The organism is Rhodospirillaceae bacterium (genome assembly GCA_018662005.1).
Lineage (GTDB): Bacteria > Pseudomonadota > Alphaproteobacteria > Rhodospirillales > JABHCV01 > JACNJU01.
The window spans coordinates 1-12,992 of record JABJHA010000040.1; the positions used below are offsets into that span (position 1 = coordinate 1).

General features: G+C 54.3%; 13 protein-coding genes and 1 pseudogene. 10 read left to right on the forward strand and 4 right to left on the reverse strand.

Annotated elements, in window-relative coordinates; all coding sequences use genetic code 11:
* Positions 1–206: 206 nt before the first annotated feature.
* The 5 genes from HOL66_15525 to HOL66_15545 all read left to right on the forward strand — a co-directional run bounded on the left by HOL66_15525 (position 207) and on the right by HOL66_15545 (position 3,768).
* Positions 207–941, forward strand: coding sequence for a Crp/Fnr family transcriptional regulator (locus tag HOL66_15525; protein ID MBT5245648.1), 735 nt, complete (start codon positions 207–209; stop codon positions 939–941).
* A gap of 9 nt (positions 942–950) precedes the next feature.
* Positions 951–1,418 (forward strand): hypothetical protein, encoded by a 468-nt coding sequence (locus tag HOL66_15530; protein MBT5245649.1) that lies wholly within the window; start codon positions 951–953, stop codon positions 1,416–1,418.
* Between the two features lie 172 nt (positions 1,419–1,590).
* Positions 1,591–2,145, forward strand: coding sequence for a biotin transporter BioY (locus HOL66_15535; GenBank protein ID MBT5245650.1), 555 nt, complete (start codon positions 1,591–1,593; stop codon positions 2,143–2,145).
* A gap of 22 nt (positions 2,146–2,167) precedes the next feature.
* Positions 2,168–3,376, forward strand: coding sequence for an MFS transporter (locus HOL66_15540; protein MBT5245651.1), 1,209 nt, complete (start codon positions 2,168–2,170; stop codon positions 3,374–3,376).
* A complete protein-coding gene (locus HOL66_15545; protein MBT5245652.1) occupies positions 3,376–3,768 on the forward strand; it encodes a VOC family protein in 393 nt (130 codons plus the stop codon). Before HOL66_15540 ends, HOL66_15545 begins: the two co-directional genes overlap by 1 nt.
* On the opposite strand, the gene HOL66_15550 is transcribed toward HOL66_15545, so the two are convergent.
* From HOL66_15550 to HOL66_15560, 3 genes and pseudogenes are all read right to left on the reverse strand, one after another.
* Entirely contained in the window at positions 3,765–4,934 is a 1,170-nt protein-coding gene (locus HOL66_15550) for a cyclic nucleotide-binding domain-containing protein (protein ID MBT5245653.1), read from the reverse strand. The two genes, HOL66_15545 and HOL66_15550, sit on opposite strands and share 4 nt — an antisense overlap.
* 20 nt (positions 4,935–4,954) lie before the next feature.
* A pseudogene (locus HOL66_15555) lies at positions 4,955–6,760 on the reverse strand (O-acetylhomoserine aminocarboxypropyltransferase).
* Positions 6,745–7,548 (reverse strand): enoyl-CoA hydratase, encoded by an 804-nt coding sequence (locus tag HOL66_15560; GenBank protein ID MBT5245654.1) that lies wholly within the window; start codon positions 7,546–7,548, stop codon positions 6,745–6,747. The pseudogene HOL66_15555 and the gene HOL66_15560 overlap by 16 nt, the downstream one beginning before the upstream one ends.
* Before the next feature lie 145 nt (positions 7,549–7,693).
* Here HOL66_15560 and HOL66_15565 point away from each other — a divergent pair, with 145 nt between their 5' ends.
* Both HOL66_15565 and HOL66_15570 read left to right on the forward strand, forming a co-directional pair.
* Positions 7,694–8,113, forward strand: a complete 420-nt coding sequence (locus tag HOL66_15565) for a PaaI family thioesterase (GenBank protein ID MBT5245655.1) — start codon at positions 7,694–7,696, stop codon at positions 8,111–8,113.
* A gap of 30 nt (positions 8,114–8,143) precedes the next feature.
* Positions 8,144–8,773: a FecR domain-containing protein gene (locus HOL66_15570; GenBank protein ID MBT5245656.1), complete on the forward strand. Its 630-nt coding sequence runs from the start codon at positions 8,144–8,146 to the stop codon at positions 8,771–8,773.
* Here the strand turns inward: HOL66_15570 and HOL66_15575 are convergent.
* Positions 8,770–10,098 (reverse strand): aminotransferase class III-fold pyridoxal phosphate-dependent enzyme, encoded by a 1,329-nt coding sequence (locus HOL66_15575; protein MBT5245657.1) that lies wholly within the window; start codon positions 10,096–10,098, stop codon positions 8,770–8,772. The genes HOL66_15570 and HOL66_15575 overlap by 4 nt on opposite strands.
* A gap of 170 nt (positions 10,099–10,268) precedes the next feature.
* On the opposite strand from HOL66_15575, the gene HOL66_15580 reads away from it, so the two are divergent.
* From HOL66_15580 to rpsI, 3 genes are all read left to right on the forward strand, one after another.
* Positions 10,269–11,585: an MFS transporter gene (locus HOL66_15580; GenBank protein MBT5245658.1), complete on the forward strand. Its 1,317-nt coding sequence runs from the start codon at positions 10,269–10,271 to the stop codon at positions 11,583–11,585.
* Positions 11,586–11,769: 184 nt separating this feature from the next.
* A complete protein-coding gene (rplM, locus tag HOL66_15585) occupies positions 11,770–12,234 on the forward strand; it encodes a 50S ribosomal protein L13 (GenBank protein ID MBT5245659.1) in 465 nt (154 codons plus the stop codon).
* Between the two features lie 3 nt (positions 12,235–12,237).
* A complete protein-coding gene (rpsI, locus tag HOL66_15590; GenBank protein MBT5245660.1) occupies positions 12,238–12,750 on the forward strand; it encodes a 30S ribosomal protein S9 in 513 nt (170 codons plus the stop codon).
* The last annotated feature ends 242 nt before the right edge of the window (positions 12,751–12,992 follow it).

Here is a 12,992-nt window from a genome sequence, read left to right on the forward strand (position 1 = left end):
ACATGGCCTTGCCGCACTAACCCAAACAAGCAGATACGCCAATTAGCGGATTCGAATCCCGTTGGGGACGCCAACTTCTTAAAATCCGAAATAATCCCATTTTCGATCTGCGGTGCTGGTCGAATGCTCTTACTGTGATAGGGTGTGCGCGGTCGAGGGGGATTCTTTCATTCCGTCTTGTGTGCGAGCGAAGGGAACTTTCGTTGATGCCGAAAAAAGGTGGAGACAAAACCAGCGTGCCCGTCGAGCTTAAATGCAAGGTCGAAGAAGATTCCGAATGGCGCACCTTAAACGGCGACCAGATTGACCTTTTCAATGCCGCGGTCATTTGCCGTTCCTACAAGGCTGGTGAAACCGTCTTTATGCAGGATGATCCCTGCAAGGGGCTTTATATCATTGAAAGCGGCATGATCGCCGTTCGCAAAATGGACAGCGACGGTCGCACCGCCGTTATTCGTCTGGGTTATCCCGGTGACAGTCTTGGCTACCGGCCCTTGCTGGCCAAGGAAAATCACAGGGCCAGCGCCGAAGTGACCAAGGACTCCCGGGTTTGCTTTGTTGATGCCAAAACAACCTGGGAATTGATCTCAAAAAACCCTGATTTGGGCCTGCGCTTTCTTGAACGCACGGCCAAAGCACTGGGAGAAGTGGAATCACGATTTTTTGAAGTCGCCGCCCTGAGCGTTCGTGTGCGGCTGGTCCATCTGTTGATTTTGCTGCGTGATAAATGTGGGCGTTTTTCCACTGACGGCACCTTGATTCTGGAACTGCCGTTAACCCGGCAGGATATGGCTTCGATGATCGGTGCCAGGCCCGAAAGCGTATCGCGCGCCTTCCATGAATTGAAAGAGGATGGTCTCGCCCAGTCTTCGGGTCGTCAGGTGCATGTCACCGAGTATGCGCGCCTGATAGAGGAACTGCACAGCAACATTTCTGTTTAAGTGGTTTTTATGGAACAACTTTCCGGTGATGACGCCCTGCCTGTCAGTGATTTGTTCGCCTTTCTTGAAGGGAGGTGGCAGTTATCGCGGACAATCAATGACCTGCGCCTGAATACACCCGGTGTCATGAGCGGGAAAATTGCCATCACCAGACAAACCGACGGGCAAGGCGAGCCCGCTTTGAAGTATTGGGAAGAAGGCGAGTTACAGTTTGGCGATTACCGGGAAACGGTGCACCGGGTCTATGAATTCAGGTTTTCCGAAGCCTACAGGGCGCAGGTGCATTTTGCCGATGGTCGGGTCTTTCATGAACTCGACTTGTCATCGGGTTATTGCGAAGTCGAACATCTGTGCGACCCTGATACGTACCGTGGCCGGTTTCAGGTTGTTTCTGGTGATCTGTGGCTATCAAACTGGAACATCAGCGGGCCATCCAAGGAATTGATCCTGGATAATCGCTATCAACGGCTTTCCTAGATCGATTTATTAAGCGTGATCGGCTCTACCGCAAATGGGCTTTGCGAAACCTCGCCCAATGGGGTATTTAGGGACGTCAATCACAGGAGAGCAAACGATGCTAACAAGCGAACAGACTTCAACAACCAAGACGGCGACACTGGCGGACAGGGTTTGGCCCGCATCTACGGAAATGACGGCGCTTGCACGGGCTTTTCGTGGAACCATATTGGCTGTTGCGGGCTCTTTGTTGATCTGGCTTTCTGCAAAAATTCAGGTGCCTTTCTTTCCTGTCCCCATGACCATGGGGACGTTAGCCGTTCTCGCCATTGGCATGGCTTACGGCTGGCGTCTGGGTGCGGCGACGGTTTTGCTGTATCTGGCTGAAGGCGCCATGGGGCTTCCGGTTTTTGCCGGAACCCCTGAAAAAGGCATCGGCTTTGCCTACATGATGGGCGGTACAGGTGGTTATCTGGTTGGCTACATTCTGGCTGCCGCAAGCGCCGGCTGGCTTGCCGAGCGTGGTTGGGACAAAAACGTTTTGCGGACGGCCTTGGCCATGCTTGTCGGTAATGTTCTGATTTATCTCCCGGGACTGTTGTGGCTGGGAACGTTGTTCGGTTGGGACAAACCGATTTTGGAGTGGGGACTGTTTCCGTTTGTTTTGGGGGACCTGACCAAACTGGCTCTCGCCGCAGCCTTGATGCCACTTGCCTGGAAGTTTCTTGGTCGCCCGAGAACTGACTAGATTTTTTCATAAACGATAACATATGGCAGAACACCCAGAAGACCGGTCAGCACGGCTGTCGCTTGGATTTTCCTGCATCGGGCATTCCTATTCGCACCTGTTCGCGCCAATTTTCTACGTCGTCGCCCTGTCTTTGGAGAAAGAGCTGACACTCAGCCATGGCGATGTCATTACCTTGATTGTCGCTGGAAACGTTCTTTACGGGCTGGCTGCACCCCTGGCCGGGTGGCTGGGCGACAAGTGGAGCTCAACCGGCATGATGAGCCTGTTTTTCCTGGGCACGGGAACCGGCATGATTTTGACCGGGACGGTCTCCACACCATTACATATTGGCCTGACGCTGGCCCTGACTGGATTGTTTGCATCGATTTATCACCCGGTCGGAATGGCCTGGCTGGTTCGCCATGCGGCCAACCGTGGCATGGCGTTGGGGATCAATGGCATTTTTGGAAGTATCGGTCCGGCCGTGGCTGCCCTTTCAGCCGGTGTGCTGATTGAATGGTTCAGCTGGCGAGCCGCCTTTTTCGTGCCGGGTCTGTTGCTTGTCGTGACAGGTGTCCTTTTTTATTGGCTGGTTGCCCGTGGGGCGATTAACGAATCCCGGGTTGATCGAAAGGTCGATGCCCCGGCATCTCGCCAGGACATGGTTCGCGCCTTCGTAGTTCTGAGTGTAACCATGATGTGCACCGGCCTTATCTATCAGGCGACGCAACCAGCCCTGCCGAAAGTTTTTTCTGAAAGGCTGACTGACCTGACCAGCGGTGGCGTCTTCGGGATTTCAGTACTTGTCGCCATGGTTTATTTTGCTGCGGGCGCCATGCAGATTACGGCCGGAAAGATGGCCGACAAATATCCCTTAAAGTATGTCTACATAACGGCCTTTATGTTGCAGGTGCCTTTCCTGGCCCTGGCGGGCAGTTTGGGCGGAACCTCGCTGCTGGTTGTTGCGATGATCATGGTGTCGGTCAATTCCGGCGCTTTACCAGCGGAAAACTCGCTGGTTGCCCGTTATGCGCCAAGCAAGTGGCGGGGGCTGGCTTTTGGCCTGAAATTTATCCTGACTTTCGGGGTTAGCGGCCTGGGGGTTTTGCTGGAAGGCAAGCTTTATGATTATACAGGGGGCTTTTACTGGTTGTTTGTCGTCCTTGCCTGTGTTGCTGTCGTTGCCGCCATGGCCGCCTTACTGCTACCCAACGAGCGCTCGCGCGCGGCAACCGCGGCGGCAGAATAATGAAAATCCTGAGCCTCGATCATCTTGTCCTGACCGTTGCCGATCTTGACGTCACCAGTGATTTCTATTGCCGGGTCCTGGGTATGGAGGATGTGCGCTTTTCCTCCGGTGGCATTGAGCGTCGTGCATTGAAGTTTGGCGAGCAGAAAATCAACCTGCATCTGGCAGGTTCTGAGTTCGAGCCAAAAGCCGCCGACCCGAAACCCGGTTCCGCAGATTTATGTCTGATCGTTGATGAACCCATTAAGCAGGTCATGGCGCATCTTCAGGATATGGGGGTTACGCCAGAGGAGGGACCCGTCCAGCGCACAGGCGCAACCGGGCCGATATTGTCGGTTTATTTTCGCGATCCCGACGGCAATCTGATCGAAGTATCCAGATATACTGACTAGTGGGTTTCGCCCAGGCTTTCCAATTCCGCCAGGCGTTGCTCCATGGCCTCTTCGATGGGAGCGCGTAATTCCGGAGTGGCGTCGAGCAAGCGGTGAAAGTCGTGGGCGTCAAGGTATAACAACTGACATTCGGTGCGTGTCATGACGGTGGCGGTACGGGCGCAATCCTTCAGTAGAGCGATCTCGCCAAAGAATTCTCCGTTGCTTAACATGCGATGCTCAGGGTGGACATCAACATCAACTTCGCCGGTCACAATGAAATACATGGAATCCGCATACTCGCCGCGTTTGACGACGGCGTAACGGGCTGGCACCAGTTTGGGGTGAAGCAGCCCGGCAATTTCTGAAATCCTCAAGGCGTCAAGTTTGCTAAATAGTGGCACACCGGCAACCAGTTGCCAGGTGACGACGAAGTCCCGTTTCTTGATTTCGCGGGTGAAGCCCGATGTCAGGATACCAGCGGGAAGGGCGAACATGGCAATCCCCATCACCATGATGAAGGCACCAAAGATTTTGCCGCCAGCGGTGATAGGCGTTACGTCCCCGTAACCGACCGTTGTCAGAGTCGCAAGTCCCCACCACATGGCGTGGGGGATTGAGGCGAAGGCATCGGTTTGGGCCTCGCGCTCAAACATGAAGACCACCGATGAGGCGAAGATCAACAACATCATCATCACCAGAAGGGCGGCGCCAAGGGGACGTCGCTGGCTTTTGAGCACGGCGGCAAAGGTTTCAATGGCTGGTGAATAACGGGTCAGTTTAAGCAGCCGCAGCATCCGGAAAATACGTACGAAACGGAAGTCGAAGGTGACGAACATGGCCAGATAGAACGGCGCAATGGCGATCAGGTCAATCAGGGCCAGCGGCGTCAACATGTGCTTGAGACGCCCCTTAATCGGGTGCTCGAAGCCTTCTTCATGATTTTCCGTGCACACCCAGATGCGGGTGACATATTCGACCGAGAATATCATCACCGATATGGTATCGAAGGTTTCAAGGAAAGACAGGTACTTGAGGGGGAGTCCCGGTATGGTTTCGATAATCACGGCGATGACGTTGGTAATGATCAACACCATCATAAAAATATCAAACCAGCGCCCCTTCCAGTCACTGCGAACGGAAGCTTCGATAACGTCGTAGACCCGAATTTTAAGCGGCTGTGTCATGACGACACTAATATGCCCTGCTAAATCTTACCTAATCCTTGATCAAGATCGTTTTTAATATCGTCAGCGGTTTCAAGGCCGATCGAAAGCCGCACCACTTCGGGGCCGGCACCGGCGGCGACGCGCTGCTCTTCTGAAAGTTGCCGGTGGGTGGTTGAAGCCGGGTGCAGGATCAACGAGCGGGTATCGCCGATGTTGGCCAGATGGGAAATCATCTCGACCCCTTCGACAAGTTTCACACCGGCGTCATAACCGCCCTTAAGGCCAATGGTGAAGACGGAACCCGCGCCCTTGGGCAAGTATTTCCTGGCCAGGTCGTGACACGGGCTCGATTTCAATCCGGCGTAAGAAACCCAGTCCACGGCCGGGTGGGTTTCAAGAAACGAGGCCACGTCCTGGGCATTGGCGACATGGCGATCCATGCGCAAGGGCAGGGTTTCAATGCCGGTGATGGTGTTAAAAGCATTCGTAGGCGACAGTGCCGGACCAAAATCCCGCAAGGCGACGGCCCGCGCCTTCATGGTGAAGCCAAAATCGCCAAAGGTCTCATAGAAGGTCAGGCCGTGGTAGGCGGGTTCGGGTTCAGTCATGGAGGGGAACTTGTCGTTCTGGCCCCAGTCGAATTTACCGGACTCGATGACTGCCCCGCCCAGTGAATTGCCGTGCCCGCCCAAAAACTTGGTGGTTGAATGGACGATGATGTCCGCACCCCATTCAAAGGGGCGGCACAGGTAGGGGGTTGCCATGGTATTATCGACGATAAGCGGGATGCCAGCGTCTTTGGCTATGGCGGCGACGGCCTCAAGATCAACGACGATACCGCCCGGATTGGCCAGCACCTCAAGAAAAATCGCCTTGGTTTTGGGGGTGATGGCGGCGGCGAAGTTTTCCGGGTCCGTGGGGTCAACGAAATGGCATTTCCAGCCCAGTTTCTCGAAGCTGATACCAAACTGGGTAATTGATCCACCGTACAGATTCCGTGAAGCGACAAATTCATCACCGGGGCCGAGCAGGGTGAAGAAGGTAAGAAACTGCGCAGCGTGGCCGCTTGCGGCGCAAACAGCGGCGCGGCCACCTTCCAAATTGGCAAGTCGTTCCTCAAGCACTGCCACTGTCGGGTTGGTCAGGCGCGAATAAATAAAGCCGAAGGTTTGCAAATTAAATAAGTCGGCGGCGTGATCGGCATCATCAAAAACATAAGATGTGGTTTGGAAAATCGGTGTGTTGCGTGCACCGGTGGCCGGGTCCGGGTGGGCACCGGCGTGGATGGCGCGGGTTTCAAATCCGGCTTCGGGAGGAGATTTTTTGTTTCCGGTCATAATACTTCAGGCCCTCAATTTCGGACGCTTGGACGATATGATGCCCGTATTGATACCAGCCCAACCCAGTTCGCCAAACAGCCGCGCATATTCGATCTTGGGACAGCGATCCATTATAACGTTGAGACCTGCCGCTTCTGCTCTTTTGCCAGCGTCTTCGTTGATAACACCTAACTGCATCCAGATCACCGATATCCCTTTGGTTTCGGAAATACCAATGGCTTCATCGACAATTGGCCCGGCGGCATCGGATGTGCGAAAGATATCGACCATTTCAAAGCGCTCCGGAATATCACCGAGGCTGGCATAAACGGTCTCGCCGAGAATTTCCTTACCGGCGTGGCCGGGATTGACCGGGATCACCCGGTAGCCTTTTCCCTGCAGATATTTCATAGCGAAGTTCGATGGCCGGACCCATTTTGGCGATGCCCCAACCATGGCGATGGTACGGACATTTTTCAGGATATTCCTCAGCAAGTCATCACTGTACATCAGCGACCTTGCCAAGTTGGCTGACGTTTTTCCAGAAAGGCGTCGATGCCTTCCTCGGCGTCACGGGCCAGCATGTTGCGGGTCATGGTCTGGCTGGCGTAGGCATAGGCGGCTTCTACATCCATATCGATCTGGGCGTAGAAGGCTTCCTTGCCAATGGCCAGGGTTAAGGGTGATTTTGTGACCAGCTTGGCGGTGATGTCGGCAATTGTCTGATCAAGTTTGTCATCATCAACGGCCTTGTTGATCAGGCCCCAGCGTTCGGCTTGTTCAGCTTCAACCCTGTCGCCGGTGAGCAGCATTTCCATGGCCTGTTTACGCCCGACGTTGCGGCTGAGCGCGACCATGGGGGTCGAGCAAAACAGGCCGATGTGTACGCCAGGGGTGGCAAACCACGCCGAATGCCCTGCCACAGCCAGATCGCAAGTGGCAACCAGTTGGCATCCGGCGGCTGTCGCCAGGGCGTGGATACGGGCGATCACCGGTTGTGGAAGGCGGTTGATCGCCAGCATCATGCGCGAACATTGCTCGAACAGATCCAGATAATATTTCTCATCAGGATTGGCCCGCATTTCCTTCATGTCATGACCGGCGCAGAAGGCCGGACCGTTTGCGGCGATGACCACGGCGCGAACCGTTTCGTCAGTGGCAATGGTGGCGAGTTCGGCTTCAATGGCGCTCATCAAATCGACGGACAGGGCATTGCGCTGATCGGGCCGGTTCAGGGTCAGGGTTGCAACGCCCCCTAAGTCGTTACGTAAGATCAGCGCGGCGTCTGCTTGCTGTTGAGGTTGAGCGGTCATGATGTGCAGGGCTCCAGAAAGTATTGTAACAGAATTTTGCCGCTTTCGGGGCGTTCAAGACAAGGGATAATTGACGCTAACGTAAACGTCAACTAGCCTTTGTTGGCCGCTCACGTGAAAAGGATGAATGATCACGATGCCGAAGATGACGATTGAGGAATTCAACAAACTTTTGGCCGATGAAATGCCGTTTGCTGTCGATGCCGGTTTGCGACTGGAAGAAATACAACATGGCGAGGCGACCATGGTGTTGCCCTATGATGGCAGTATGCTGCGTCCCGGCGGGACAATTTCCGGGCCTTCCATGATGATGCTGGCCGATGCTGCCATGTACGCTGTCGTGCTGTCGATGATCGGGCCTGTGGCGCTGGCGGTAACGACCAATTTCAATATTAATTTTCTGCGTAAACCCGTTCCCGGTGATATTACGGCTGAGGGTAAAATTATCAAACTGGGCAAGCGGCTTGCGGTCATTCAGGTAACCCTGTTTTCGGTTAATGATGAAGAACCGGTTGCCCACTCAACGGGGACATATTCCATACCACCACTTGAAAAACGGAGCTAAATGACCATTTGCCTGTAAGGGGTATAAATAATGACGTCATTTTTAGCATCTTGCAGAATGTTTCTGGTGGTCATTGTTTTGGCCCCATTACCCTTGAATGCCCAGGAGGAAGATGTCGCCGGCATTGTTGAGCGCCTGCAGGGTACGGCTGTCGCCATGCAGGATGCCTTGCCCCGCGTTCTTAAGGTGGGGGACAAAATCCTTCGCGGTGATGTCATCTCGACAGGTCCTGGGGCGCGTGTGGAAATGCGTATGCTTGATGACGCGGTGATGACGTTGGGCGAAAAAACCATTTTCGTTGTTACCGATTATATTGCGACTGGCGCTGAACCGCTTGCTTCATTCCGCCTGATGCAGGGCGCTTTCAAGGCGGTCAGCGGGAAAATTGCCGGAGCCGAAGGTCGTTTTGTCGTCGCCACCGAAGTTGCGACCATTGGCATTCGTGGCACCACTTTCTGGGGCGGCTCGCTTGATGGTGAGTTTGAAGTAGCCCTTCTGGACGGCAAGGGTGTTTATGTGGAAACAAGAACCGGCCGGGTCGAGTTGACCAAGGTTGGGCAGGGGACAAAGATTATTGACGCCAACAAGAATCCTTCCAAACCTGTCGTCTGGGGGGCCAAAAAAACCAATCGCGCTATCGCCACAGTTAGTTTTGATTAAGCTAGCAAGTCCGCATGGATGGACAGCACCTCATCGAAGGCGGTGACAAAATTGTCCAGGTCTTCATCGGCCATGGCCAGTGACAGGGTCATGTAGCCGCGCTGGGCGTAGACAAAACCGCGCAACATCATTTCCAGATGCAGCAGTGTCGCTTTTTCCGGGACTTCACCCGTGGTGTCGGCGGGTGTCCTGATCGGGTGGCCAACGGTGTGAAGGCCCATAATGGATCCGACGCCGGAATACTGCATGGCCAGATTACGCTCTCTGATCAGCGCGTTCAGACGGGCCCGGAAGTCTTCACCGCGCCTGAACAGGTCATCGGCTGCCTGTGGCGTAAAGACTTCGCTAAGACCTGTGTATCCGCCAGCCATGGACATAACGTTGTTATTAAATGTCCCGGCGTGACCGATCGAGTTTGCTGATGTGGGATCGAACTGGCCCATGATATCGGCACGTCCGCCAAAGGCGCCGAAGCTGGCGCCGCCACCGACGTATTTTCCAAGCGTCGTGATATCAGGCGCAATGCCCAGATGTTGTTGAAGTCCTCCGGCAGCCGAGCGGGATGTCATCACTTCGTCAAAGATCAGGACAATGCCGTGGCGTTCGGTTTCGCTGCGAAGGGCTTCAAGGAATGCCGGGTCGGCGGGCAGGCATCCACCGGCCCCCATCATCGGCTCGATAATGACGGCGGCCAGATCGCCGGCATTCTCTGAAATCGCTTTGATCATTCCCGGAGCGTCGTTGTAGGGAGCGTAAACGAATTGAAAGGGTGCGTTGACCGGCGAGCCGCCGTGGGCAAAGTACAGAACGCCGCCATGGTAAGCACCATCGAAGACCATCACCTTGTCACGACCGGTGAAGGCGCGCGCCGCACCAAGCGCCATCAGGTTGGATTCGGTTCCCGAATTGGTGAAGCGAACCTGGTCAATGGAAGCAAAGCGCTGGCAGATGATGGCGGCCAGTTTGGTTTCCCAGCGGTTCGGCGCGCCCAGCACCATGCCTTCGTCGATGGCGTCCTTGATGGCGCTCAGGATAAGCGGGTTGGAGTGTCCGTAAAGCCCGGCTGAATATTCGCCAAGGAAATCCGTATAGCGGTGTCCGTCCAGATCATGCAGATACGCGCCTTCGCCCCCCGCCATGGTCAGCGGGAAGGGATTATAATGCAGGACCGTGCGGGTGTTGCCGCCGGGCATGACCTCATGGGCTTTCCTCCAGGCAGCGTGACTTTCGGGGTTGGCGGTAATAAAGCGTTCGCTGACATCGCCGAGCGCATCTTTAAGCCGATTATCACCGGTTTGATTTTGCTTTGTTTGAAAGACTGACATTGCCACAGGTTCCTTTTTATCCAGGATGATCCTAGCTAAATTCCAGGGCCAATAGAACTGTTTTTCAAAGACTTATCCGGTCCAGGTTGGAGGTGTGAATTGCGTGATTGCAGAGCCAATATTTTTCGTGCATAAGCGCAAATTAGAATCGTATTTAAGGGCACACGATAATGTTAAAGGTCATCTCCAATAGCTGGGCGCTGTTGTTTGGTATGGGCTTGATTATGCTCGGCAACGGCTTGTTGGGATCATTGCTGGGTGTCAGGGCCTCGATCGAGGGCTTTGGGCTTTCGGCCACTGGGCTGATGATGTCCGGTTATTTTATCGGTTTGATTTTGGGTTCGGTGTCGGTTCCAAAAATGGTCGGGCGGGTTGGTCATATCCGCATGTTTGGGGCCTTGGCTTCGCTAGCCTCGACCGCTGTTCTTATTCACATCGTGATCATTGATCCCTGGGCCTGGTGGGTGATGCGGGTTGTCACCGGTTTTTCCTACGCCGGGCTTTATGTGGTTACCGAAAGCTGGCTCAATGATGCCTCGGAAAACGAGACCCGTGGCCAGTTGCTCAGTTTCTACATGGTGGTTTTACTGGGTGGCATGGCCGGTGGCCAGTTCTTGCTCAACATGGCCCCACCGTCCGGGTTTGAACTGTTTGTCCTGATATCGGTGCTGGTTGGCCTCGCCGTTGTCCCTATTCTGGTTACTGTCAGCTCGGCGCCGGATTTTGAAACCACAGAGTCCGTCAGCATCGCCCAGCTTTTCCGGGTTTCGCCGCTGGGCGTCATCGGTATGCTGGTGAGCAGTGTATCTATGGGAACGATATTTGGCCTTGGCGCCGTTTATGGGACTCAGATCGGAATGACCGTGCAGGAAATTTCATTTTTCATGGGTGCGATTGTTGTCGGCGGCGCTGTCGTTCAGTTGCCGCTGGGAAAAATGTCTGATCGCTACGGGCGTCGTCGCGCCATTATCGGGGTCTGCACTGGCGGGGTTGTGGTCTCCCTGTTCGCTGCTCAAGGGACAATAAGTGGCTGGCATCTTTATCTGCTTGCCGCAGCCCTGGGTGCGATGTCGACGCCGCTTTATTCCCTGTGCGCCGCCCACACCAATGATTACCTGACCCCGCCGCAAATGGTCGCGGCCAGTGGCACCCTGGTACTGGTCAGTGGGCTTGGGGCGACTTTAGGCTCGCCGATCACCGCCTTCGCTATGGATTACTTTGGTCCGGTTGCATTTTATTATTGTATTGCCATGTCCCTGGGAATTGTCGCCGTGTACGGGCTCTGGCGTTCGACCCGTCGTGACGCCATGGCCCAGGAAGATCAGGGTGATTTCGTTATCATGGCGCCAACACCGATGAGTGCTTCTTTTAATCCGGATGTGGATCTGGAAGAAATCGAGGCCGCCGCTGAAGTTGACGCTCAAGAGGTTCAGGCCAGTTTCGAGGAATTGGCCGAGGAGTTGCAACAAACCGACGATGTGTCCTGAAAAATCAGGATTATACCCTTTTTCAGGGTAATATAATACCGTGTTAGTAACGCTAGGAAATTATTGAATAATTTCGCCAGTATTGCGTTGACATGGAAACATCATTGGCCTAAAACCCGTCCTTCGCGCGACGGGGACGCTCCCTGTCCGTCAGTTTAATTTCAAATGATTTAACGGGTGTATGATGAATACCTATTCCGCCAAGCTTTCGGATATCGAACGCAAATGGTGCATTATTGACGCCGAAGGCCTTGTCCTTGGCCGTCTGGCCAGCATTGTTTCCATGCGTCTGCGTGGCAAGCATAAACCGATGTATACGCCGTCCATGGATTGTGGCGATAACATTATCATTATCAACGCCGATAAAGTGCAGCTCACCGGTCGCAAACGCACCGACAAAGAGTACTTCTGGCACACCGGCCATCCCGGCGGCATTAAAAGCCGTACCGCTGGTCAAATTCTTGATGGCGAGCACCCGGAGCGGGTTGTCATCAAGGCTGTCGAGCGCATGATCAGCCGCAATCCGCTGGGTCGTCAGCAGATGCGCAAACTGCATGTCTATGCCAGCCCCGACCATCCTCACGGCGCCCAGAACCCTGAAGTTCTCGACGTCGCCGCGATGAACCCGAAGAATACGAGGAGTGCCTAGATCATGGCCGAAGACGTTAAAACCCTTGAAGACCTGAAGGACGTGATGGAAGGCAATGCCGAAGCCGCCGTCGTTGCCGGCGATATTGAAGCTGTTTCAGCTGTCCCCGCTGAACCCAAGATCGACGCCCAGGGCCGCGCCTATGCCACCGGCAAGCGTAAAAACGCCATTGCCCGTGTCTGGATTAAACCGGGACCCGGCAAGATCACCGTCAATGGTCGTGAAGTTGAAACCTATTTCGCCCGTCCGGTTCTGCGCATGATCATCAATCAGGCGTTCACTGTTGCCGGTCGCGAAGGCCAGTACGATATCACCGCCACGGTTACCGGTGGTGGCCTGTCCGGACAGGCCGGCGCCGTGCGCCATGGTCTTTCCAAGGCGCTGACCAATTTTGAACCGGCCCTGCGCCCGGTTTTGAAGAAGGCCGGCTTCCTGACCCGTGACAGTCGTGTCGTTGAACGTAAAAAATACGGCCGCGCCAAAGCCCGCCGTAGCTTCCAGTTCTCGAAACGTTAAAAATACGATAATTAGAAGCTCAATAAACGCAATAAAAACAGGGAGTTAGCTTTTGCTAACTCCCTGTTTTTACGTTTACATGACTCTTGTAAGCGTTTGTTTTTCCTAGTTTTTTAATTTCTGATTTCGGCAATCATGTGTAAATCGTGTGGAAATTGAGTGTAGATTTTTTTAATTGTATGTCCGCTTTCGGGGGTAAAGCGGACCAAAACCGTCGCCAAGACCAATGTCCGCTAATAGCC